This is a genomic window from Planctomonas sp. JC2975 (assembly GCF_012985205.1).
GTDB lineage: Bacteria > Actinomycetota > Actinomycetes > Actinomycetales > Microbacteriaceae > Humibacter.
Map to the genome: position 1 here is coordinate 42237 of NZ_JABEKS010000004.1, position 22803 is coordinate 65039.

Consider the following 22803-nt stretch of genomic DNA (forward strand, 5'->3'; position numbering starts at 1 on the left):
CGCGAAAGTTGCCCTTGAACGGCTGATGTGCGCCACCTGCAGGCACCGGCGTCGGCGACACTCGTACACCGGGAGCACGATCGCTTCCCGACGCGGCTCGTGGAGCCGACGCGTGCCCGGGCGGGCGAATGCCGCCGGAGGCTCGCCTCCTGCTAGTTTCCCTGCATGTCCCTGTCAGATGTCCTTGACGTCGTCAGCTCTGTCGCGCTCGTCGCGGGCGGTCTGTTCGCCGCCTACCAGTTGGTGGAACTTCGCCGACAACGCCGCCGCGAGGCGATCATCGACCTCGTGCGCTCGTTTCAGAGCGGCGAATTCACGGCCGCCCTGGCGGCGGTCAACTCGCTCCCGGACGACGCCGACCTTGCGACCATCCGGCGCACCCTCGGCGACGACGGCCGCGACCGCGTCTTTCTCGTCGGTCTCACGTGGGAGAGCCTCGGAGTGCTCGTGTTCCGCCGCGAGGTCGACATGGCGACAGTCGATGACTTCTTCAGCGGCGCAATCAGCATCTCGTGGGTCAAACTCCGTGCCTTCGTGGAGGAGGACAGGCGCCTTCTCGGGCGCGCCACCGTGTGGGAATGGTTCCAGTGGCTGGCTGAGCGCATGACCGAACGCGAAAGCGGCACAACCCCTGTGCCGGCTCACGTCGCGTATCGCGACTGGAAGCCCTGATCCCAGCTGCGGGGCCCGTCGGCCCGCGAACTACCCGCCGAGGGCGTCGATCCCCCAGGCTCATCACGAACTCGGCGTTCTGCAGCGACAACGCAACCGGTCAGGAATGCACGTTTCACCTTCACGTCGCCGACGTCCCGCTCGTCGTACCTGTGAAGTCTCGACGACGGCGTTAGCAACGCGGTCATCGCCGATTCGTCGCGAATTCACCTCCCGTGTCCACCGTTTGGGGGTGCACGCGCGGTTCGAGGTGTCATCGAAGGACGCCGCCGCTCGGGCTGATGACGGAGGAGTCCGATGACACACAGAACAAGGGCCCGTGCGGCGATCGCCGCGACGAGCCTCGCGGCACTCGCCGCGGCCACCTTCGCCGGGGTCGGCACGGCGGCGAGCGCGTCGGCCGCGGTTCCCTCCGCCAGGGCCGGGCACGCGCAGCACGTCCTGCTCATCTCCGTCGACGGCATGCACCAGAGCGACCTCGACTGGTACATCTCCCAGCACCCGAGTTCGACCCTCGCGAAGCTGACGCATGGCGGCAGCGAATACACCAACGCGGAAACGTCGAATCCGTCGGACTCCGATCCGGGCGGCACCGCGTTGATGACCGGCGGCAACCCCAAGACCACCGGCGTGTACTACGACGTCGAGTACAGCCACACCGTGGATGAAGCGGGCTCCCCGTGCACGCCCGGCAAGGCGGCGACGGGCGGCGACGTCGTCTACGACTCCCCGGATGACGCGCTTGCCGCGGTGCCGGACCTGCTCAACCCGTCGAACGGCACCTTCCCCTCGTTCGACGAGAACGGCTCGATCTATGCGGGCGGCGCTGACAAGAACCCCGCCGCCATCATGAATCTGAAGTTCGACCCGAAGACGTCGCTGAACCCGGCGACGTTCCCGGTCGATCCGACGACCTGCCAGCCGATCACGCCGTGGGACTACCTGGGCGACAACACCATCTTCCAGGTGATCCACAACGCCGGTCTGCGTACCGCGTGGTCGGACAAGCACGAGGTTTACGCATCGTTCAACGGACCGGGATCGAACGGTCAGAGCATCGACGACCTGTTCTCGCCTGAGATCGACTCGCAGGCGGTCATGCCGAACGGCGTTCCGTATCCGCAGGACGACGACTGGGCTCACATCGACGCGGCGACCAAGCAGTACGACGGCTACAAGGTGCAGGGAATCCTGAACGAGATCGACGGATTCGACCACTCCGGCACGTCCAAGGTCGGCACCCCGGCGATCTTCGGCATGAACTTCCAGACCGTCTCGGTCGCGCAGAAGATCAAGTCGACCCCGACCACGCTGATCAAGAACGCCAACGGTTCCTACACCACCAGCGCACCGCAGGCCGGTGGATACCAGTGGGTCAACGGCAAACTCGTTCCCGGTCCAGTGCTCTCCAGCGCCCTCGACTACATCGACGCCCAGCTCGGCCGCATGGTCTCGACGATCCACAAGGAGGGGCTGACCGGCAAGACCACGATCATCCTCACCGCCAAGCACGGCCAGTCGCCGCAGATCCGACGAAGCTGGTCACCGTCAAGGACGGCCCGATCATCGACGCGATCAACGCCGCGTGGGCCCAGACCCACCCGGCCGACACCAAGCTGATCGTGGCCGGCACCGACGACGACCTGTGGCAGTCCTACCTGTCGGACAACTCGCAGACCGCGGACGACTTCGTCAAGGCGTACCTGTGGAGCCACACCGCTCAGGGCCTCGATGTCAACGGCAAGCCGGTCACGCTGCAGCACTCCGGTCTGAACCAGATCTGGGCGGGCAAGGATGCGGCGAACTTCTTCGGCGTCGCCGTGAACAGCGGGCACTACCCGGATGTCTTCGGCGAGGTGCAGGAGGGCGTCGTGTACTCCGGCCCGACCAAGCTCGCCGAGCACGGTGGGCTGAACACGGGCGACCGCCACGTGCTGATGGTCGTCGACGGGCCAGGTGTGCCGTCCAAGGTCGATTCCGCACCGGTGGAGACGACCCAGGTGGCACCGACGATCCTCGCGGCGCTCGGGCTCAACCCCTCGTCGCTGACCGCCGTCCAGAAGGAGGGCACCCAGGTGCTCCCCGGCGTCATCGGATCACGACGCGACAACTGATCAGAACGCATCCGCGGCCGATCTGAGCCGACGGTGAGGGCCGGGGTCATTGCTCCGGCCCTCACCGTCTTCGCGACTCTTCCGCAGTGCGACGGGATCCCGCCTTTGCACGTCCTGACTGTCGGTGAGACGCGGTACCGTCAGCCATGCTGATCTACACGATGACCGTTTCGGCGGACGGCTTCGTCGAGGACCGCGACGGCGGCATCGACTGGAGCGCCCCGAGCGACGAACTTTTCGAGTTCCATCTCGATCGGGTGCGGGGACTCGGCGGCCACCTGATCGGCCGCCGGCTGTACGAGACGATGCTGGTGTGGGAGACGGATCCGTCGCTGCGCTCCTCTTCGGCATTCACGGAGTTCGCGGATGCCTGGACCGACCTCCCCAAGGTCGTCTTCAGCCGCTCGCCGGTGGAGGTGCGGGGAAACGCACGAATGGCGACGGCGCCGCTCGACGACGAGATCCGGCGCATGCTCGCCAGCACGGATCGGGACGTCGAGATCGGAGGCGCGGACCTCGCCGGCCAGGCGTTCGGGCTCGGCCTGGTCGACGACATCCGCGTGTTCCGTGCCCCGGTCGTGCTGGGTGGCGGCACGTCGTTCTTCCCTCCGAGCGACACGATGACGAGGCTCGCCCTGGTCGAGACGCGGACCTTCGAGCCGGACATCGTCTTCGAGCACTACCACGTCGTGCACACGGCCGCCGCGAACTAGGGGCCCGATTCTCAAAGACACGTCCCCGTTTCCCGCGCGTCCGACGCTCTCGCGGCGGGCGATCTCGGGATCCCCCACGTCCGCTGGACCAGAATCGTCAGCATGAGGCTGACCGAAGCGGATGCGCGGGCTCGCCTGAGCGGTGCGCGCGTGGCGACGCTCGCGACGGTCGGCAGCAAGGGTGCACCGCACGTGGTCCCCATCACGTTCGCTGTGGAGGGCGACCTCATCTACAGCGCCGTCGACCACAAGCCCAAGACGACCACCCGGCTGCAGCGGCTGCGCAACATCGCGGAGAATCCGCAGGTGGCGCTGCTCGTGCACCGATACAGCGACGACTGGGACATGCTGTGGTGGGTTCGCGTCGACGGACGCGCTCGCGTGATCTCCACGGCTGAGGAGGTCCGGCATCCGATCGACCTGCTCGAGGATCGCTATGAGCAGTACCGCGCGCACCGGCCGGCGGGAGCCGTCATCGAGGTGCGCGCCGACCGCTGGACCGGCTGGTCCAGTAGCTGAGCAGACGGTCGCGGCCCGCCTACGACGACCGAGCGAGCGCGACGGCCCCAATGGTCACGCCTACGCGCGGGAAGACCCACGCCGCGCCACGAGCCCGGCGATGTCGCGCTCCCACGACCGCAGGTACTCGACGTAGCCGTCCGCGAACCGCTGCAGCTCACCCTCGGCGGACTGGACGAGGGCGGTCAGGACGTAGGTGACCTCGACCTCGGTCACTACGGCGCCCTGCTCGGAGACGTCACCGAACGGCGCGAGCGCGACGGACACGGTTCCGGCCCAGCCCCCTGCGGTCACGCGTGCGTAGGAGATGTACCTGGGGCGGTCTCGTCTGGTCACGATCCAGGTCGTGCGACTGCCGTGCGCATCCGTTTCGAAGACGGTGCCCGGCTCGGTGTCGTCGCGGCGGGCGGCATCGACATCGGCACTGCCGTGGTCCGCTCCGACGGGCTCGCCCGGATAGTGCGGATCCCAGCCGTGCGCCCACTCGCGTTCGCCTTCCGGGGTGAACAGCACAAAGGCATCCGCGATGGTCTGCGGCACCTGGAGCCGGCCGACCAGTGCGTGCAGCCGAGCTGTCATGTGGTCTCAGTGAGTGTGTGTGCATCCGCTGCGGTGAGCGTCAGCCCGTAGACCTCGTTGAGCTGGCGAATCTTCGCCAGCGTCTCGGGCCCGAAGGGCGCCGTGCCCTCGAAGGCGTGCAGCACGATCCCCTCGACGAGTTCTCCCAGAGGCATGTCCAGGTACTCCGCCAGCCCCTTCAGCACCTTCAGCATGCTGCGTTCGATCCTGAGTCCGGTCTGTGCTCGCTCGATTGTTACCACGGTACCAAGATAACACCAGGCGGCCGGGGCCGCTTGTGCATCAGCCCCTGAACGGGTGTCTGTGCGCGACACCCGTCACGGGTCAGACTGACCGCAAGTCCGGCAGGTCGCACGTGCCGGCGAACGGCAAGGGGGCCGATGACCATGAGCGATTTCTACGTCGCACTGCCCGGTGAGACGGCGCCGGCCGTGCCTGCGGGGCCGAAGCTGTGCAACGGCGACGACATGCGGATACTGCACAGCGCGTTCCTGTTCGCCTACCCGCGCATGGCGGAGCTCGTGCGGGACACGCCGCCCGGCGATACCGCACGTGCTGCGTTCGTCGCACAGTGGCTCGGCGACATCGACCACACCCTCCGCACCCACCACAAGGACGAGGAGCTGCTCCTCTTCGACCAGCTCGCGGAACGTGCACCGGCGTGCGCCCTGCACGTGGGGCAGATGAAGGCGCATCACGCCCAGGTGCACGCCATCCTCGACGAGATCGAGCCCTTGCGCCTCGAGTGGCCGAAGACCGCCGACCCCGACACCGGCGAACAACTCGCCGACGCCTACGACCGCATGCTCGAGGTGCTCGAGGTTCACCTGCGTCGCGAGGTCGTGGAGATCGTGCCCGTCGCGGAGAAGGTCATCACGGCCAAGGAGTGGGCCGGCATGGCCGAGCGCGGAACGAAGGCGGTCCCCAAGGACCGCCTCATGTCCCAGCTCGGCATGCTCCTCTCCTCGTCGGCGCCCGAAGACCGCAAGCAGTTCTTCAAGAACATCCCGCTGCCGGTGAGGATCATGTACCGCACGTACGGCCGCAGGCAGTACGAGGCGCAGTTCCGCCTGCTGTGGCCCGGCGAGGCCGTGCCGCAGACGGTGTGATCACCCCACGCTCATCGTGACCGTGTGCCATCCCGTCGCGCCGTTCGGCGCAGGCGCGGCGATCGCGGACGTCTGCGTCGAGCCGTCCGCGTTCGTCGCGCGCACCTGGAGCGTGTGGGCTCCGTGCGTGGCATCCCACTCCCACACCCACTGCCGCCACGTGTCCGCCGAGACGGTCTCGGCGAGGCGTGCATCCTGCCAGGGTCCGTTGTCGACGCGCACCTGAACGGAGCGGATGCCGGTGTGCTGATCCCAGGCCACCCCGGCCACCGCATAGCGGCCGGGCTTGATGGTGGCGCCCTCACGCGGGCGATCGATGCGCGACGCGGTCTTGATCGGACCCTTGACCGACCATCCCTTGTCGATCCAGTAGCCCTGCGCTTGATCGAACCGGGTCACCGTGAGTTCGGTCAGCCATTTCGTGGCCGACACGTAGCCGTAGAGGCCGGGCACGACCATCCGCACCGGGAATCCGTGCTCGAGGGGCAGCGGTGCGCCGTTCATGCCGACGGCGATGAGGGCATCCGTTCCGATGTCGGTCAGCACGCTCAGCGGGGTGCCCGCTGTGAAGCCGTCGACGCTGCGCGAGAGCACCATGTCGGCGGATGCGCGCGGCTTGGCCTGCGCGAGCAGCTTGCGCACCGGATATCCGAGCCAGGTGGCGTTGCCGACCAGGTCTCCGCCCACCTCGTTGGAGACGCAGGCGAGCGTGATGACGTGCTCCTCGAGCGGCATCGCAAGCAGGTCCGCGAACGTGAGCGTCACCGGCGTCTCGACCATTCCGCCGATCGTGAGCTTCCACGTGTCGGGGTCGATCGACGGCACCTGCAGCGCGGTGTCGATGCGGTAGAAGTTCCCGTTCGGCGTGACATACGGCGTGAGCCCCGCCAGTTTGAGATCGGCTCCGGCCGAGATCGGGGGCGCCGGCTTCACCGGCTTCGGAAGCCGCACCATCGCACGTGCGGACGCGATCGCCACACTCCCCGCGTTGACCGTGCGCGCCACGACGCCCGCGATCACGGCGACGGCACCGATCCCGATCCCGAAAGCGAGGAATGAGCGCCTGGCGGGTCCGGCACCCTTGCCCGGCACACGCGACGGCTCGGATGCCCGGGTCCATTCGCGCAGCCGGTCCAGCATCCGTACGAGCACATATATGCCGACGAGCGTGCCGGCGGTCGTCGGCAGGAGCCACCAGTAGGTCGCATCCGCTCTCGTCATCACCGCGATGAGCGCGATGACCCCCACAACGCCGAGCAGGACCGCGCCGAACGGTCGACGCACCAGCTCGAGGATGCCGGCGACCCCGGCGAGGACCACGACGAGGATGGCGAGGCAGACGAACAGGAACACCTTGTCGCCCGTGCCGAAAAGCCCGATGACCAGCTGTTTGAAGCCGGGCGGAGTGAGGTCGATGATCCATGACCCGACCGCGAACAGCGGGGAGGATGCCGCACCGACGAACACCGCGAGCACTTCTGCGACCGCCCACCCGGCGAGCGCCGCGACGACACCGCAGGCTGCCGCCGTCAGATAAAGGATGCGTCCGCGGGGCGCTGTGGCGACGGTCGGCATGAGGCACAGCCTAAGTCGGTGGCCCCGGCACGGATGAGCACACAGGCAGATGACGTGGGCCGCCTGCGGCGCGACAATGAGAGGGCGAAGGCCGACGGCTCTCGTCGCCGTGACCTCACGATGCGATCGTGCAGGAGGTCGACATGAACGAGACAGGATCCACCACCCCTGACCGGCGCCGCAGCGAGGCGGCACACCCCGGTCCGGCTGTCGAGCGCGAAGCACCGGGCGCGAAGGCGACCACGGCCGCGGCCGGGTCGGAACGCTACCGGCCGGGGCCGCCGCTGGCGGGGCATCCGACCTGGGCAGTCTCGTCCGTCCAGACATCGTTCGACCTGATCGAGGAAGGGGACGTGCCCAATGCCGGGGCGCAGCTCCAGGACGCCGCGCTGCGCGGGTTCGTGGTGCGGTTCAACGGCACCGACGATCACGAGATCCAGCGAATCGCGGTTCTGCAGGGACAGGGCGATGGTGCCGTCACCCGGTTCGCGTTCTGCGACCAGGACGAGAACGACCCGTTCACCGCGAACGCGACCTGCACCGTTCTCATGGATGCCGCAGGCGTGCCCGGTGCGGGAGTGTCGGGCGCCGTGTCGACGACGGGCTCCGACTTCACGACGCCGTCGAAGGGGACATGCCAGTTCCTGATCGCCGATCCGTTCCCCGGCGATCCGGATGCCGTGCTCGCGCTTCGCGGCTTCGATCTCAGACGCCAGCCACAACACGACGCCAACGTTCGCTCGATCGAGATAGCCCTGGTCCGCGATCTGCAGGAAGCGGGATTGAGCGTCGGCAACGCCATGCGGCCGGCCGTTCTCGTCACGCTCACCGACGATGAGGGCATGGATGCTCGCACGTGGGGCCTCGACCTCAGCCCTCAGCTCGACGAATCCGGCCTTGGGATGTCTCCGACGACGCCGGCGCTCACGCCACCATTTCCGGCGGACATCGGCGGCGGCCGCGGATACGGGGTCATCGTGCAGTTCGAGTGGATCCCATCGCAATTCGTGCTCGCGCGCCGTCGCCTGCCACCGGGAGGCGGCACGAACAGCGGGCATCAACCGCTCCAGACCACCTCCAGCCCCGGCGTCTCGCTGCCCTCGATCGACGCCTTGACCGGCTTCCACTTCGAGTTCATGAACAGCGACCACTACCTGCACGGCTTCGGGATCAACGGAGACCACGACGGCGGCGAGTTCGTCTTCCAGGATTCCGGACAGGACGATCCAGTCGCCTGGTGGGTCTCTTTCGTCGAACTCGACCCGGTCCTGAAGGTGTAGCCAGCGACTTCGCAGGGCTCGCATGCGATGACAGCGGGTTCGGTGGGCGCCTACTCCGTGATCGAGTCGATGAAGGCATACGCCTCCGCGACGATCGCAGGCCACACGTCCGGGCGTTCGGGGAGGGCCGTCACCCACTCGCGCATCGGCCGATCCCGCATCACCGCGGGCTCCGCGTCGCCCGCCGCGACGAGCTCACCCACCCGCTCCTCGGGGAGCTTGGCGTAGAGGCGGCCCGTGAATCCCACGAACGCGAAGACCTTGCCCCGCAGGCTGAGCCCCTCCGAACCGAACATGCGGCCGATGGCGACGTCGCCGCCCGCTACAAACTCGGCCGCGATCGGGTCGAAGATCGCGTACGACTCCGGGAACTTCTGACGCCTGTTCTGCGCCGCGGTCGGCATGGCACAACGGTACGCCCTCTTCCTCCCGCACCCGGCGGTGACGATACTGAGAGACAGCGCCGCGCAACCCCGGAGCCGGCGGCCGTTTTCGGGACAGAGGAGCACGGGCATGGCTGTCATCACTCGCGGATTCGGCGCTCACCGCGCCGCACGCAACGACCGGCTGCCACCCGGCCAGACGCAGGTGGAGGACTGGCCGGTGCTGAGCGCCGGCGCCACGCCCGACGTCGATCCGGCCGCATGGGAGTTCGTGGTGGTGCCGGAGTCCGGGGATCCGGTGCGCTGGAACTGGGATTCCTTCCGCGCGCTGGGGCTCGAGGACTTCACGGTCGACATCCACTGCGTCACTCACTGGTCTCGTCTGGGTACGCAGTGGCGTGGCGTGCCGCTGGATCGCGTGTTCGAGCACGTGGACACGTCGTACGACTACGTCATGGCGCACAGTTACGGCGGATACACGACGAACGTGCCGCTGAACGAGCTGCTCGACGGCCAGGCGTGGATCGCGTTCGAGGCGGATGGCGCACCGCTGGAGGCGGAGCACGGCGGCCCAGCGCGACTCGTCGTGCCGCACCTCTACTTCTGGAAGAGCGCGAAGTGGGTGCGCGGCCTGCGCATGATGCCGCAGGACGAGCCAGGCTTCTGGGAGGAACGCGGCTACAACCTGCACGGGGATCCCTGGACGGAAGAGCGGTATTCGTGATCACGCATGCCGCCTGGCATGCGGCCACGGTCTCGACGGTCGCTGCCGAGACGCGGAACGCGCGGAGGATCACGCTCGACATCGCCGATTGGCCGGGGAATGCGGCGGGGCAACACGTCGACGTCAGGCTGACTGCCGAGGACGGATACCAGGCGAGTCGCTCCTATTCGCTCGCCTCGGCCGGCCCGTCGACCTCCGTCGAACTGGCCGTGGACAAGGTCGCCTCCGGGGAGGTTTCGCCCTTCCTGGTCGACGAACTGCAGGTCGGCGATCAGCTGGAGGTGCACGGGCCGCTGGGCGGGTGGTTCGTGTGGCGTCCTGGCGATCCGTCGGGTCGTCCCGTGCAACTCATCGCCGGCGGGTCGGGCGTGGTTCCCATGGCCGCCATGGTGCGAGCGCATCGCGACGCCGCAGACCCGACCCCGTTCCGGCTGTTGTACGCGGTGCGCAGCCCCGACGATGTCTTCTTCGTCGCTGAGCTGGCGCGCGAGACGAGCGACGACGAAGCGGATGCCGTCCGTGTCGACTTCGTCTACTCGCGCAAGGCTCCTGCCGGAGACGACCGCCCTCCCGGACGGCTCACCATGGAGCGTCTCGCAGAGCTCGTCTTTCCGGAGTCGCAGCATCCGCGCATCTTCGTCTGCGGGGCCACACCCTTCGTGGAGCAGGTGCTGACGTGGCTGAAGGAACTCGGCCACGACGTCGACGACGTGCGCGCCGAGCGGTTCGGCGGTGCGTGATGCGGTATCCGATCCTGCAGGAGGTTCCGTGATGCAGAAGCTCGACGGAAACGTGCTCGCCGGTCCCTTGGCGTCGGTCTTCGATGGCGATGCGACCTCCGCTACCGGCCGCTGCACCAGCTGCGGCGACACCGCCGCGGTCGCCCAGGCCGTCGTCTACGCCGCAACAGGGCGCTACGTCGCCAGGTGCAGGCGTTGCGACCAGGTGCTCCTCACCATCGCGGAGGACGGTGACTCGGTGTTGCTCGCGATCACCGGGATCACCGGGTTCGCGATGGTTCCCTGATCCGTGCGGACCCGCCCCGCGCGGCTACGCGAGCGCTGCGGCCGGCGCCGTGCGCAGCTCGGAGACGATCCCGGTCCAGTCCTCCGTGGACACGCCGTCGATCTTCTGGAGATCGATCCGGTCGGCGTAACGACCGTTCTTGTCGGCGAGGGCTCGCGCCACGCCTGCGGGCTCGACCGCGACCGCGAAGGCCCGCAGCACCTCGTCGTCGATCTCGCGTGTCATCCGCTCCCACTTGTCGGGCAGTCTGCTCACCGAGAGCTCGTGCAACCTGTCGCCGAGGTCGCCCCAGCCGTGGGCCTCGAGCACGCCTCTGTACGTTGGCGTACTGCCGTAGAACGCCACGGAGGCGCGCACCCGTTCCCGTGACGCGGCCAGCGCCTCCTCGGTTCCGCCGCTCACCAGGAATCCACCCGCGCTGATCTCGATGTCGGCGCGCGAGCGCCGCGCCTTGGCCAGTCCGCGCTCGATCGCCGGGGACAGTACCGCGTCGTGGTACTCGGGGGTCCAGAACGGGTGCAGCAGGATGCCGTCGCTCACCTCGGCCGCCATCTCCGCCATGAGCGGACCCACGGCCGCGACCCACACCTTGGGCGGCTGCGCCGTCGTGGTCTTCGGGCTGAACGTCGGCGTCATCAGCGTGTGCCGGTAGTACTCGCCCTCGAAGGCGAGCCTGTCGCCGGTGCGCCAGGAATCCCAGATCGCGCGCAGTGCGAGCACGTACTCGCGCATCCGCGCGGCCGGCGCCGACCACTCCATCGAGAAGCGTCGCGTCACGTGCGCCTTCACCTGGCTGCCGAGGCCGAGCCTCATGCGACCTCCGGACATCTCGTTGAGATCGTGCGCCGTGTATGCAAGCGTCATCGGGCTGCGCGCGAAGGCGACGGCGATCTTCGTTCCGAGTTCGAGCCCTGGAGCATGTTCGGCCGCGAGCGCCAGCGCGAGGAACGGATCGTGTGCGAGTTCGGCGGTGAAACCACCGTCGTACCCGACCCGCTTGAGTTCTTCGGCATCCGCTCCGCTCCGCGCATAGTCGTCGTCGAGGTGCCCATCGATCTTCATTCCGCCGCCTCCATTGGCCGGGACGGCCCGCCGACGCGTGTGTGCAGCGGGCCGCGAGTCCTTCTGCACTGTATACAATTCGGGATGCCTTGGATAGCATCGGCCCCGGGTCGACGACGACGTGGGTCCAGGATCGGGGATCATGAGCGACGTAGTTCTCGAGCGGCTCCCCGGCGGTGTGCTGCTCGTGCGCTTGAACCGGCCGGAACGGCTGAATGCCATCGGCGGATCCATGGCGCAGGAGTTCGCGGATGCCATGCAACTGGCACGCACGGACGTCGACGTGCGCGCCGTGGTGATCACCGGGGCCGGTCGCGCCTTCTGCTCCGGTGCGGATCTCGTGCAGAGGTCGGCCGCCGCAGCCGAGCGGCGTGAGCCGAGCAACCTCGGCGGGACCGAGGCGATCAACGACCTTCACGACCACTGGTCGGGAGCCGCGTTCCGTGTTCCGAAGCCGACCATCGCGCTGGTCAATGGCGCCGCCGCCGGGGCGGGATTCGGACTGGCCCTGGCGTGCGACTTCCGTATCGCCGCCGAATCGGCGATCTTCGTCTCCGCTTTCGCCCGGATCGGCCTCACGGGCGACAACGGCATCACGTGGGGACTGACGCGCACTGTCGGGCGTGCGAAGGCGCTCGAGATCCTCATGCTCAATCCGCGCATCACCGCACCCGAGGCACTCGGACTCGGCCTGGTCCGCCAGGTCGTGCCCGACGACGATCTCTACGAGACGGGGATCGAGTTCGCCGACCGCCTCGCCGCCGGACCGGTCGAAGCGTTCGCGATCATGAAGCGCAACCTCGAGTACGCCGAGACAGCGGACTTCGAGCAGTCGCTCCGTCGCGAGGCGGAGGGCATCTCGGTCACCCGTCTGATGGGCGAGAACGCCGAGGCGATCGACGCCTTCCTGCAGAAGCGCGATCCCGAATTCCGTCGCTGACCACGCTCGGGGCGCCGGTCGCACCGCCTGCGCGGCAGGGTGCAAGAGCCCACCCGACGACGCGCAATGTATACACACCCGAAACCGCCGTCGCTAGGATGACGCCATGCGCGCAAGTGATGTCGCCTATCAGCGGCTGCGGGACGACATCATCGAGTGGAACCTCGAACCGGGCAGCCTCCTCGGCGAGATCGAGACCGCCCAGCGGCTCGGCGTCTCCCGCACTCCGGTTCGCGAAGCCCTGTCCCGACTGATGGCAGAGGGACTCGTCTCCTCGGGCACCGGCCGAACGGCGATGGTCTCGCTCGTCTCGCTCTCCGACGTGAAGCGGCTCTTCGAATACCGCGTCGCGCTGGAGACCCAGGCGGCACGACTCGCCGCGTCGCGGCGGGACCCCGCGGTCTTCGAGCGACTGCGGGAGCGGTTCCTCGAGGCACCCAGGACGACGTCGCCCGGATCGGTGCGGAGTCGCAGGCCGAGCACCGAACGCCCGTACTCCCTCGCTGACGAGCTCGACGACGCGATCGACGCGGCGACGGACAACCCCTACCTCGTTCGCGCGCTAAGAGATCTGCGCGGTCATCTGGCTCGCTACCGTCGGCATGCCAGGACGAATCCTGCCCGGCTGGACGACGCCACGAAGGAGCACCTGATCATCGTCGAGGCCATCCTGAGCGGTGACGGCACGCTGGCCTCTCAGGCCACGGCCGTCCATCTGCACAGGAGCCTGGAGAACATCCTCGCGACGGTGCCCGCGCTGCGGCGACAACAAGCCGAGACGGAGAAGCAGTTGGTCTCGGCTGCCGACTAGGGCGACCGAAGGGGAATGCTCGTCGCTCAGCGTGCCGCGCCGGGAACGGTGAAGTCGAACACCGAGGAATCGAACGCGTTGTAACCCTCGTAGTCGAGCAGTTCGTAAAGCCGCGCACGCGTCTGCATCTGGGGAACCTCGCCCGCGAGCGTTCCGTCGGCGACCAGGGAGTCGAGGCCCCGCTCGATGGCACCCATCGCAATGCGCAGCAGGGAGACCGGATAGATGACCAGGTTGATGCCGACGTCCGCGAGCTGGCGCGTGGTGAAGAGCTCGCTCTTGCCGAACTCGGTCATATTGGCCAGGACGGGCACCTCCACAGCGGCGCGGATGGCGGCGAACTCGTCGAGGCTGGCCATGGCCTCCGGGAAAATCGCGTCCGCTCCGGCGTCGACCAGCTGCTTCGCCCGGCGAACGGCGGCATCCAGACCCTCGATCGCACGGATGTCCGTGCGCGCCATGATCACGAGGTTCGGGTCGCGACGTGCGTCGACCGCTGCGCGGATCCGCTTGAGCGCAGTGTCGTCGTCCACGACCTGCTTGCCGTCCAGGTGGCCGCAACGCTTCGGGTTCACCTGGTCCTCGATGTGCAGTCCGGAGACGCCGGCGTCCTCGAGCAGCTGAACCGTGCGCGCCACGTTCATCGGCTCGCCGAATCCGGTGTCGGCGTCAACGAGCGTCGGCAGATCCGTCATGCGACCGATCTGAGCGGCACGAGTCGCCACCTCGGTCAGCGTCGTGAGCCCGATGTCGGGCAGTCCCAGTTCGGCCGAGAGCACGGCCCCTGAGATGTAGACGCCTTCGAAGCCCTTCTCCTCAATCAGACGAGCGCTGAGCGGGGTGAAGGCGCCGGGCATCCGCACCAGGCTTCCGCCGGTCAGTGCCTCACGGAACCGGCGGCGCTTGTCGGCCGGGGTGACGGTGGAGTGCAGCATTCGGAACAACCCCTATCGCTGTGGGGCGTTCTCGAGCGCCCTCGACGAGTGGTGACGATGGGCGTCCGCTCTCTCGACGACCACGGCGGGATGCCATGGCGCGCCGGAACGACGCCGTCATCATTGTATACATTGAGCAGCTGAGGCGATCGATGCGGTGCCCCGGCCGGCGCACCGCATCGATGAGCGGATCGGCACAGGATCAGGCGATCGGCGCCGTGCGTCAGATGGAGTGCGTCAGGTGGACGGTCGAACCTCGTACCTGACCGGCGAGTCGCCCGTCGTCACGACGACGCCGTCCTCGACGAGGTAACGGACGTGGGCGATCGTCTCGGCGACCGCCGACCACTGCTGGATCGGTCCGAGCGTGTCCCAGCCGTGCGCCCAGGTGAGCCCGTGCGCGAGCTCCCATGCCGTGAGCGGCCCGTTCCCGAGGTGTCCGAGCACTTCGTCGAGGCGCTCGCGGTGGTGTTCCTGCAGCTCGGCCACTCTGTCCGGCAGCCCGCGGAACCGCCACTGGTGTGCGGGTAGCACCTCGAGATCGACGTGCTCGAGCCTGGCGAGCGAACCGAGGTAGGCGCGCACGGGCGAGACCGTGGAGTGAGCGTGCAGGCCGACGTTCGGGCTGATGCGGGGCAGCACGTGGTCGCCAGTGAGGATGACGTCGTCCTCCTCGTCGACGAAGCACAGGTGTCCAGGGGTGTGGCCAGGCGTGAGCACGGCACGCACGGTGCGTCCGCGAAGGGGGATGAGGTCGCCGTCGCCGAACAGGAGGGTGGCGAGCGGCATCCGCTCGAAGAGCCCGTTGTCGGAGCCGATCCGCTCCAGAGCGCCGGTTGTCGGCACGCCCGCCGCCGCCAGCTGCGTGCGGAAGGTCTCCATGGCGCCCTGGCCGACCCCGCCACGGTGTCTCTCGAGAGACGCCGCCTCGTCGGCACTCATGCCGATCCAGGCGTTCGGCGCGAGGCGGGCGACGAAGTGGGTGAGGCCGTGGTGATCGGGGTGCACGTGGGTGATGAGCACACCCGTCACCTCGGACGGCACAACGCCGGCTTCGTCCAGTCCCGCCAGGAAGGCGTCGAATCCCTCAGACGAGTCCCACCCCGGGTCGACGACAACCGTCTCGCCGTCGCCGATCAGCAGGTAGCAGAGCGTGTACCGCATCGGGTTGTTCTGGAACGGGATCGGGATGGACCAGATTCCGTCGCGCACCCGTTCCACAGGCGGGAACGTGCGTCGGTACCAGGCCTCGTGCAACGCGTCCGACGTCACCTCGTGCTTCTGGATCGGCAGGGTCGGTGCGTGCTCGGTCATGTCCCTCCTCGGACGTCCGGCGGCTGGGTGGCCACACCCCAGCCGGTGGCCGGAATCGCGGCTGGAAGGCGTCTTCTGCGGATGCTGCGCGTCGCGGGAGTGGTGACCGTCTGGCATCCTATGTATACATCAAACGGTTGGACGCGTGCGACGCGGACGACGGCGACAGGGCTGTCGCATCGCCCGCGCACCTGAGCGCAGCATTGCCGACGTTCACGTACCCAAGTTGTATGCACGCTGAAGGGACAGCATCCATGGACCCATCCCCCGCGGAACGGCCGGTCGACGACTTCGGGTGGCTCGACGCAGTCGCTGTCGACGCGGAGGGTCTGAATCCGCGGCGCCTTCCGCTCTCGGCTGGCGGGCTCAGCGCGATCGCGTGGGGCGAGGTTCCGTTCCAGGTGCTGTATCTCCATGGTGCGGGGCAGAACGCGCACACCTGGGATCTCGCCGCGGCACTCGTCGGACGATCCGCGATTGCCGTGGACCTGCCGGGGCACGGACACTCGGCGTGGCATCCGGAGCACGACTATCGCGCGGAGACGAACGCCGCTGCGGTGGCCGAGCTGTCGGACGCCATCGGCCTGCGTCCGCGCCTCGTCGTCGGCATGTCGCTCGGTGGGCTCACCGCGCTGGCCCTTGCGGAGCGCCGCCCCGAACTCGTGCCCGACCTCGTGCTGGTGGACATCCTGCCCGGCGTCGAGGAGGCCATGGCGCGCATGACCGGTGTGGATCTCGGTCAGGTGGCCCTGCTCGGGGGTGCAGGCGAGTTCGACTCGCTCGAGGCGATGGAGGAGACCACCATCGCCGCGGCGGGCGGCACACGTTCGGCCGAGTCGCTACGGCGGGGTGTGTGGCACAACGCCGCGCAGGGCGACGACGGCGTGTGGCGCTGGCGGTACGACCGCGAGCATCGCAGGGGCGGCCCGAGCTCCGAAACGCTGTGGCCGGTCGTGCGCGCGGTGCCGCGGCTCACGGTCGTGCGCGGCGGTCGGAGCCCGTTCGTCGGCGACGACGCCATCGCGCGGCTGCACGCCGAACGCGCGGACGTTCCGGTGCACGTCGTGCCCGGCGCGGGGCATGCCGTGCAGAGCGATGCGCCAGAAGCGCTCGCGGCGATCGTGCGGTCGGCGCTGCACGACTGACGCTTCTGGAGGTCAGCCCGTCGGCGACCTCAGTCCTCTGTCTCCATCCACGGAACGAGCTTGTCGGGGTTCCGAATGGCCCAGATGCGGCTGATCCGGTCGCCGGCGACCTCGAAGGCGTAGACCGACACTGTCACGCCGTCCCGCCGGGCGATGAGGCCGGGCTGCCCGTTCACCGTGCGCTCCAGCACGGTGAGATCGCTGATCTTGTCCTGCAGGCCGAGGAACGCCTGGCCGATCCGCTCGGCGCCGCTGATCGGATGGATGATCGTGCTCACCCGTCCGCCCCCGTCGCTGACGACCGTCACGTCGGGCGCCAGCACATCGATGAGCGCGTCGATGTCGCCGGCATCCCACGCGGTCTTGAACCTGCGCACCACGGCGGCCTGGGTTCGGGTCGGCGTCGTCGTCGTGTGCGCCTCGCTCAGCCGGTGGCGGGCGGAGGATGCCAACTGCCGACACGCGCCGGGCGAACGACCGACGATCTCCCCCACCTCGGCGAACGAGTATCGGAACACGTCGTGCAGGATGAACGCCACGCGTTCGGCGGGAGTCATTGCCTCGAGCACGACGAGGAACGCCATGTTCAGCGACTCGTCGAGGCTCACGCGATCCGCGGGATCCGCCGCGACGTCGTCCGGCCGTCCCGTCATCCACTGTGTGGAGTCGGGCACCGGTTCGGGGATCCACTCACCCACGTACGTCTCGCGCCGGACCCGTGCCGACGTCAGCAGGTTGAGGCAGAGCCGGCTGGTGACCGTGGTGAGCCACGCGCCAGGGGAGGCGATGACATCCTGCTCCTCGGCGCTGCGGGAGAACCAGCGCGCGTAGGCCTCCTGGACCACGTCCTCCGCGTCGGCCAGTGAGCCGAGCAGCCGATAGGCGAGGTTGATCAGCTGCCGCCGCTCGCCCCAGACCGCGTCGACGTTCGCGTGAGCAGTACCGCTCGAAGCCGTGCCCCCGGAGTCGGTGCCGCCAGAATCAGTGCCGTCAGAATCAGTGCTCATCGTCCCGTTCGCCCTCCAGCATCGCTCTCCAGGACGCCTGCCCTCCGGCATTCTGCCCCTTCCCCACCGACAAGTCGGCGGGGCGTTTCGTCAGGTGGGGAGCCGCCTGACATTCGGATGCCGCCCTCGGTCGAGTAGGTGAACGCGCACCGCAGACCCTGCGGACCGCACACCACCGGCCGCGAGGCCGAAGAACGAAAGGGAACATCATGTCCGCACCCGGGCTGCACAGCCCAGCCCCCGAACGCCCAGCAGTCGTCGTGATCGGAGGCGGCTACTCAGGAGCCGTCGCCGCGAACCGCCTGCGCAAGCGAGACGACATCGACATCACGCTCGTCAACGCCAGGGCCGAGTTCGTGGACCGCATCAGGCTTCACCAATTCGTCGCAGGCACCGGCACGGCGACGGTGGACTACGCGACCCTGCTCGGAGACGAGGTACGACTGGTCGTCGATCGTGCGACGCGCATCGACACCGGCGCGCGCCGCGTCGAGCTGGCCTCAGGCGGCAGCCTCCACTACGACTACGTCGTCTATGCCGTCGGCAGCACAGGCGTCGTGCCGTCATCGGTGCCCGGCGCCGTCGACCACGCGGCCGCCGTCGCCGACCTCGACTCGGCGCGGCGCCTGCGTTCCACGCTCGACGGGCTCCCCGTCCACGCTCCGATCACCGTCGTCGGCGGTGGCCTGACGGGCATCGAGACGGCCGCCGAGCTGGCCGAGCAGGGTCGTCGAGTGACCATCGTGTCCGACGGCTCTCTGGCCGGAGCGGCGAGCGCGGCTGGTCGCCGATACATCGTCCGCTGGCTGGAGCGGCACGGGGTGACCGTGATCGAGCATGCCAGGGTGAGCGCAGTGGAGCGGGATTCCGTGACGCTCGCCGACGGCACCACTCGCGCGAGTGCGCTCACCGTCTGGGCAGCAGGGTTCGGCGTGCCGCAGCTGGCATCCGCGAGCGGTCTGAGCACAGACGACCTGGGACGGCTGCTCACGGATGAGACGCTCACGAGCGTCGACGACGACCGGATCGTTGCGGCAGGCGATGCGGCGGCACCGTCCGGGCGTGCCCTGCGGATGAGCTGTCAGGCGGCGTCCCCGCTCGGCGCGCTGGCGGCGGACACCGTGCTGAGCCGCATCGCCGGCGCGGATCCCGCACCGATCGACTTCGCCTTCACCGGATCGTGCATCAGCCTGGGCCGCCGGGTCGCGATGCGGCAGGTGGCGCGCAAGGACGACACGTCGATGAACCTCTACATCGGCGGCTGGATCAGCGGCCGCTACAAGGAGCTGACGAGCAGGCTCGGAGTGTGGAAGATCCGGCGGGAGGCCCACAAGCCGGGATCGCTCTTCTGGCCGAAGGGCGGACCCCGGTCGACGTGGCCGACCGCCACGCGCATCCCCGAGCCGACTGCGCACAGCGTGTGACGTTTCATGCGCCTGCGGTGTCATCACAGTGACGGCACCGCGCGGCTGACGAACCGACGCCCGGTTGCAGACCGGATCCCATACGAGAGAAGGGCATTCCACCATGACCGCAGAGAGCACAACGCAGAGCACGACCACCGCACGCCAGGAGGACGAGGCCGACATCCGCCGGCACATCGGCAAGATCGTCGACGGACTCGCGTCCAAGGACCTCGACTTCCTGAGGTCCGTCTACTCCCCCGACGTCGTCTCGTTCGACGTCGAGCCGCCCCTCCAGCACGTCGGACTTGAGGCGAAGCTGAAGAACTGGGAGCGGGCGTTCGGCGTCTTCGACGAGCTCAACTACGAGCTGCGCGACCTGGATGTCACCGTCGGTGACGACGTGGCCTTCTGCCACGGCTTCGGACGCATCAGCGGCACGCTGAACAACGGCGCCGCAACGGACGGCATGTGGGTGCGCGCCACGTTCTGCCTGCGCAAGATCGACGGATCCTGGCTCATCGTGCACGACCAGGCATCCGTTCCGCTCGACCCTGCGAGCGGACGCGGCGTGACGGATCTCCAGCCCTGACTTCCCCCTCGGGCGCGTCTCCGACCCCCGTCGGCGACGCGTGCTGGCTCTCCGTCACACTCCGGTGGCCGTGCTCGCGCACGGCCACCGGCACCGTCAGCCGTCGTGCTGCGACAGACGAGCCTCCGCGATGGTCGGCTCGAACAGCTCCACCGGGTTGCCCGAGGGATCCTCGATCAAAATCTGCCGTCCGCCGATGCCTTCGACGATCTCGTTCCGGGTGCGCACGCCGTCCGCGCGCAATCGGGCGACGAGCGCGCCGAGGTCCGACACCTCGAGAGCGAACCGGTTCCATCCGCCCGGCGCCGGAACGGTGCCGTCCGGCATCGCCTGACCGCCGCCGCCCTGAGCGTTCGGAGCGGACAGCACCAACCGAAGGTCTCCCTTGGCCAGCATCGCGAAGGCCGGCGCGGGATGCATCACGACCTCGAACCCCAGCCGATCGACGTAGAAGCCGATCGCAGCGTCCACGTCGTCCACGATGTATCGCACGCTCACAGAAGGCATGTCCCGTCACCCCCGTCACGTCAGGACGGATCCATTCTGCGCCGCGGACCGGAGTTCCGGGCCGTCAGCGTGCCAGCGACGGAGCTCAGTGCTTCACGAGCGGAATGACCTCGACGCCGCTGTGATCGGCGCGCGTCTCGGCCAGCAACGACGCGAGTTCGACGGCGTCCGCCTTCTCAGGCACGTCGATCAGGTAGAAGCCGCCGATCATCTCCTTGGTCTCGGCGAAGGGTCCGTCCACCACCTTCTTGCGGCCGCCGATCGTACGAACGGTCGTCCGTGCGGCCGTTCCCTCCAACTCGCCGGAGGAGCGGATGGCGTCGCCCGCCTTCGCCCAGAATGCCCGGTGAGCGTCGTCGATTTCCTGGCGCTGCGGCTCCGTCAGGGTCGCCCACCGCTCCTCGACGCCCACCATCACCAGCAGAAACTCGGCCATGTCGTTCTCCCATCTCGGGCGCGGATCGATCGTCCGCGCTTCGGCTGCCGGTCCCGATCATGTGTGGGCCGGCACACCCTGACGTCGAACGGCTCGGAGGGGAATCCGACAAACGGTCTTCCGACGAATCCCGAGGTGGCAGACGGACCGGGAGATGCACCTCGAGGTCTCGTCCTGCAGCGACCCCGAGGATCGGACCTAATCGAGCTTCGAGATCACGTGCACCGGGATGGCGAATGCCAGTGCGATCGCAATGATGCCGGCGAAGAACGTGACGCCCTCCCAGCCGGTCACCTGGTCAGCGAATCCGAAAAGCGCCAGTCCACCCAGGAAAAGCACGAACGACACGATCAGTGCCACGACATTCATTCGGATCACTCCTGTCTCAGGGCATCGTGACTCGGATGCCTCCCTCGATCCAAAATACGGCATTCGCGGCCACACGCGGAGGGTGCGGCGAGACGGATCCTGTCGTTCTGGTAGCGCTTTCCAGCGATATGTCGCGCTTGCGAGCAAATACGCGGAATGGGGCGGAAAGGGGGTTCTATCCGAGCGCGATCCTCGCTATTCTGGCCCACACGGGGGCACGAGGTCGGTGGATGGGACCTCACCCGAATCGCCAGCGGTGAACACCGCACTTCGGTCGCTGACCGCGACCGTCGTTTTCGTGAGTGCAAGTCCAATGCAAGTCCTCAGTGGGGGGAGGAGCGTCAGTGCTAGACGAGCAGGTGGTCACGACGGAGACACACGTCTTGCATCCGCACCGACACCTGCTCATCAGCGGCGTCATCGCCGCACTGGCCCTCACCACCCCGGTCTTCGCCGTCGCGTACTGGCTCACCATCTCCGCCGGGACCTGGCCGATCGTCATCGTCGTCCATCTCGTGGCCGTGCTGATCAGTGCGTTCGTCGTGCTGCGCTACCAGCGCACGACGGTCACCGTGTCGCCGGAGGGCATTCGCGAGCGCGGGTTCCTGGGCGGAGCATCGGAGATCAGGAACGACGAGATCGGCTCGCTCTGCCTCGTCGAGATCTACCGGGACAGCATGTTCGACACCCAGCCGAACCTCTTCATCCTCGACACGTCGGGATCCGCGCGCATCCGCATGCGGGGCCAGTACTGGTCGCGGGCCGACATGGACCACGTCTCCGATGTGCTGGATCGACCTATCGTGAACCCGCCTGACTCCGTCACGCTCTCCGAGCTGCGTTCGTCGCGTCCCGACTGGCTCTATTGGTTCGAGCGGGTGCCGCTGCTCTCCTGGCTCTGACGTCGCACGTCCGCACCTCGTCGGTACCCGCACGGAACTCTCCTGGGTGAGAGTTCGGGGCGGACGTGACGTGCCCGGCTACACGGCTGCGTCGGTGCGCAGACCGACGCGTGTTCCCGTCGTGCTCGACGGGAGCGCACGGAATCCGAGGCGCTCGTAGAACGCGCCGGCATTCACGTTGTCGGGCGCGTACTCGAGGTACACAGCAGGGGCGCCGCGGGACGCGAGGGCCTGCAGGAGGGTGCGCACGAGCATTCTTCCCTGTCCCTGGCCCTGCAGCTCAGGCAGCAGGTCGATGTGCAGGTGCGCCGGGTAGTCGTCGAGCTCGGGGATAAGCATCCGCTCGGGGTTCCGTCCGTCGCGGATGAAGTTCTGCGTGGCCGACTCGTCGTCGGTGAGCGGATACTTCGCCTCGAACCCGGGCAGCCATTCGGTGCGCAGCCGCTCCACGAACGCCCGGGTGTCGGGAACACCGAGGATGTAGCCGCGAGCGCGCCCGTTCACGTCGACCACGAACGCGGTGTCCGGCGCCAGGTCGACGTAGGGCAGAGCGTAGATGTCGGGAAGCAGGTCGTCCGTGTCGAGCCAGCCTGTGGCATCCTGTCCCGACTTACCGGTCTTCACGCAAATCTCGTAGACGTCGTCTCTGTCGCTGGCACGGTACGGGCGGATCTCTGCCATGGCTT

General features: G+C 68.1%; 28 protein-coding genes. 16 read left to right on the forward strand and 12 right to left on the reverse strand.

Translation table 11 applies throughout. From position 1 onward, the window contains the following. Positions 1–165: 165 nt before the first annotated feature. The 5 genes from HII28_RS18260 to HII28_RS18275 all read left to right on the forward strand — a co-directional run bounded on the left by HII28_RS18260 (position 166) and on the right by HII28_RS18275 (position 4018). A complete protein-coding gene (locus tag HII28_RS18260) occupies positions 166–672 on the forward strand; it encodes a hypothetical protein (protein WP_170027299.1) in 507 nt (168 codons plus the stop codon). 297 nt (positions 673–969) lie between these two features. Next, entirely contained in the window at positions 970–2292 is a 1323-nt protein-coding gene (locus HII28_RS18265; RefSeq protein WP_205865080.1) for an alkaline phosphatase family protein, read from the forward strand. 2 nt (positions 2293–2294) lie between these two features. Beyond that, positions 2295–2786: a hypothetical protein gene (locus HII28_RS19955; protein WP_205865081.1), complete on the forward strand. Its 492-nt coding sequence runs from the start codon at positions 2295–2297 to the stop codon at positions 2784–2786. Between the two features lie 146 nt (positions 2787–2932). Beyond that, the gene (locus HII28_RS18270; protein ID WP_170027300.1) at positions 2933–3499 is read left to right on the forward strand and encodes a dihydrofolate reductase family protein; all 567 of its coding nucleotides are present in this window, start codon (positions 2933–2935) and stop codon (positions 3497–3499) included. A gap of 102 nt (positions 3500–3601) precedes the next feature. After that, entirely contained in the window at positions 3602–4018 is a 417-nt protein-coding gene (locus tag HII28_RS18275; RefSeq protein WP_170027301.1) for a TIGR03668 family PPOX class F420-dependent oxidoreductase, read from the forward strand. Between the two features lie 60 nt (positions 4019–4078). Here HII28_RS18275 and HII28_RS18280 read toward each other — a convergent pair whose 3' ends face one another. Continuing rightward, positions 4079–4597, reverse strand: a complete 519-nt coding sequence (locus HII28_RS18280; protein ID WP_170027302.1) for an SRPBCC family protein — start codon at positions 4595–4597, stop codon at positions 4079–4081. Next, entirely contained in the window at positions 4594–4839 is a 246-nt protein-coding gene (locus HII28_RS18285; RefSeq protein WP_170027303.1) for a hypothetical protein, read from the reverse strand. Before HII28_RS18285 ends, HII28_RS18280 begins: the two co-directional genes overlap by 4 nt. A gap of 144 nt (positions 4840–4983) precedes the next feature. Between HII28_RS18285 and HII28_RS18290 the strand changes: the two genes are divergently transcribed. Further along, the gene (locus HII28_RS18290; RefSeq protein WP_170027304.1) at positions 4984–5706 is read left to right on the forward strand and encodes a hemerythrin domain-containing protein; all 723 of its coding nucleotides are present in this window, start codon (positions 4984–4986) and stop codon (positions 5704–5706) included. Here the strand turns inward: HII28_RS18290 and HII28_RS18295 are convergent, their stop codons facing one another. Then, positions 5707–7281 (reverse strand): molybdopterin-dependent oxidoreductase, encoded by a 1575-nt coding sequence (locus HII28_RS18295; RefSeq protein WP_170027305.1) that lies wholly within the window; start codon positions 7279–7281, stop codon positions 5707–5709. Positions 7282–7424: 143 nt separating this feature from the next. Between HII28_RS18295 and HII28_RS18300 the strand changes: the two genes are divergently transcribed. Next, positions 7425–8561, forward strand: a complete 1137-nt coding sequence (locus HII28_RS18300) for a hypothetical protein (RefSeq protein ID WP_170027306.1) — start codon at positions 7425–7427, stop codon at positions 8559–8561. A 50-nt stretch (positions 8562–8611) separates the two neighbouring features. On the opposite strand, the gene HII28_RS18305 is transcribed toward HII28_RS18300, so the two are convergent. Further along, positions 8612–8965, reverse strand: coding sequence for a TfoX/Sxy family protein (locus tag HII28_RS18305; protein ID WP_170027307.1), 354 nt, complete (start codon positions 8963–8965; stop codon positions 8612–8614). 109 nt (positions 8966–9074) lie between these two features. Between HII28_RS18305 and HII28_RS18310 the strand changes: the two genes are divergently transcribed. The 3 genes from HII28_RS18310 to HII28_RS18320 are packed head-to-tail and all read left to right on the forward strand — an operon-like array spanning position 9075 to position 10694. After that, positions 9075–9668 carry a molybdopterin-dependent oxidoreductase gene (locus tag HII28_RS18310; protein ID WP_170027308.1) on the forward strand — a complete coding sequence of 198 codons (594 nt, stop codon included), beginning with the start codon at positions 9075–9077 and terminating at the stop codon, positions 9666–9668. Continuing rightward, positions 9665–10408 carry an FAD-binding oxidoreductase gene (locus tag HII28_RS18315; protein WP_346769407.1) on the forward strand — a complete coding sequence of 248 codons (744 nt, stop codon included), beginning with the start codon at positions 9665–9667 and terminating at the stop codon, positions 10406–10408. Before HII28_RS18310 ends, HII28_RS18315 begins: the two co-directional genes overlap by 4 nt. Before the next feature lie 31 nt (positions 10409–10439). Further along, complete coding sequence (locus HII28_RS18320; protein WP_240978407.1) at positions 10440–10694, forward strand: DUF6510 family protein; 255 nt, start codon at positions 10440–10442, stop codon at positions 10692–10694. A gap of 24 nt (positions 10695–10718) precedes the next feature. Here the strand turns inward: HII28_RS18320 and HII28_RS18325 are convergent, their stop codons facing one another. Next, positions 10719–11756 (reverse strand): TIGR03617 family F420-dependent LLM class oxidoreductase, encoded by a 1038-nt coding sequence (locus tag HII28_RS18325; RefSeq protein WP_170027310.1) that lies wholly within the window; start codon positions 11754–11756, stop codon positions 10719–10721. 142 nt (positions 11757–11898) lie between these two features. Between HII28_RS18325 and HII28_RS18330 the strand changes: the two genes are divergently transcribed. Together HII28_RS18330 and HII28_RS18335 are read left to right on the forward strand one after the other, a co-directional pair. After that, a complete protein-coding gene (locus tag HII28_RS18330) occupies positions 11899–12696 on the forward strand; it encodes an enoyl-CoA hydratase-related protein (RefSeq protein WP_170027311.1) in 798 nt (265 codons plus the stop codon). Between the two features lie 106 nt (positions 12697–12802). After that, a complete protein-coding gene (locus HII28_RS18335) occupies positions 12803–13507 on the forward strand; it encodes a GntR family transcriptional regulator (protein WP_170027312.1) in 705 nt (234 codons plus the stop codon). Positions 13508–13533: 26 nt separating this feature from the next. Here the strand turns inward: HII28_RS18335 and prpB are convergent, their stop codons facing one another. Further along, on the reverse strand, positions 13534–14442 hold the full coding sequence (gene prpB, locus HII28_RS18340) for a methylisocitrate lyase (RefSeq protein WP_170027313.1): 909 nt from the start codon (positions 14440–14442) through the stop codon (positions 13534–13536). A 237-nt stretch (positions 14443–14679) separates the two neighbouring features. Further along, on the reverse strand, positions 14680–15756 hold the full coding sequence (locus HII28_RS18345) for an MBL fold metallo-hydrolase (protein ID WP_170027314.1): 1077 nt from the start codon (positions 15754–15756) through the stop codon (positions 14680–14682). Positions 15757–16010: 254 nt separating this feature from the next. Between HII28_RS18345 and HII28_RS18350 the strand changes: the two genes are divergently transcribed. Further along, positions 16011–16901, forward strand: a complete 891-nt coding sequence (locus tag HII28_RS18350; RefSeq protein WP_170027315.1) for an alpha/beta hydrolase — start codon at positions 16011–16013, stop codon at positions 16899–16901. 29 nt (positions 16902–16930) lie between these two features. On the opposite strand, the gene sigJ is transcribed toward HII28_RS18350, so the two are convergent. Beyond that, positions 16931–17908 (reverse strand): RNA polymerase sigma factor SigJ, encoded by a 978-nt coding sequence (sigJ, locus tag HII28_RS18355; RefSeq protein ID WP_170027316.1) that lies wholly within the window; start codon positions 17906–17908, stop codon positions 16931–16933. 209 nt (positions 17909–18117) lie between these two features. On the opposite strand from sigJ, the gene HII28_RS18360 reads away from it, so the two are divergent. Both HII28_RS18360 and HII28_RS18365 read left to right on the forward strand, forming a co-directional pair. Beyond that, complete coding sequence (locus tag HII28_RS18360; protein WP_170027317.1) at positions 18118–19332, forward strand: FAD-dependent oxidoreductase; 1215 nt, start codon at positions 18118–18120, stop codon at positions 19330–19332. 103 nt (positions 19333–19435) lie between these two features. Beyond that, the gene (locus HII28_RS18365; RefSeq protein WP_170027318.1) at positions 19436–19903 is read left to right on the forward strand and encodes a nuclear transport factor 2 family protein; all 468 of its coding nucleotides are present in this window, start codon (positions 19436–19438) and stop codon (positions 19901–19903) included. 96 nt (positions 19904–19999) lie between these two features. On the opposite strand, the gene HII28_RS18370 is transcribed toward HII28_RS18365, so the two are convergent. From HII28_RS18370 to HII28_RS18380, 3 genes are all read right to left on the reverse strand, one after another. Continuing rightward, a complete protein-coding gene (locus tag HII28_RS18370; protein WP_170027319.1) occupies positions 20000–20410 on the reverse strand; it encodes a VOC family protein in 411 nt (136 codons plus the stop codon). An 85-nt stretch (positions 20411–20495) separates the two neighbouring features. After that, the gene (locus HII28_RS18375) at positions 20496–20846 is read right to left on the reverse strand and encodes a YciI family protein (protein ID WP_170027320.1); all 351 of its coding nucleotides are present in this window, start codon (positions 20844–20846) and stop codon (positions 20496–20498) included. Between the two features lie 198 nt (positions 20847–21044). Further along, positions 21045–21215 carry a hypothetical protein gene (locus HII28_RS18380; protein ID WP_170027321.1) on the reverse strand — a complete coding sequence of 57 codons (171 nt, stop codon included), beginning with the start codon at positions 21213–21215 and terminating at the stop codon, positions 21045–21047. A 344-nt stretch (positions 21216–21559) separates the two neighbouring features. On the opposite strand from HII28_RS18380, the gene HII28_RS18385 reads away from it, so the two are divergent. Beyond that, positions 21560–22117: a hypothetical protein gene (locus HII28_RS18385; RefSeq protein ID WP_170027322.1), complete on the forward strand. Its 558-nt coding sequence runs from the start codon at positions 21560–21562 to the stop codon at positions 22115–22117. Positions 22118–22195: 78 nt separating this feature from the next. Here HII28_RS18385 and HII28_RS18390 read toward each other — a convergent pair whose 3' ends face one another. Continuing rightward, positions 22196–22798, reverse strand: a complete 603-nt coding sequence (locus HII28_RS18390; RefSeq protein ID WP_170027323.1) for a GNAT family N-acetyltransferase — start codon at positions 22796–22798, stop codon at positions 22196–22198. Positions 22799–22803 lie beyond the last annotated feature (5 nt).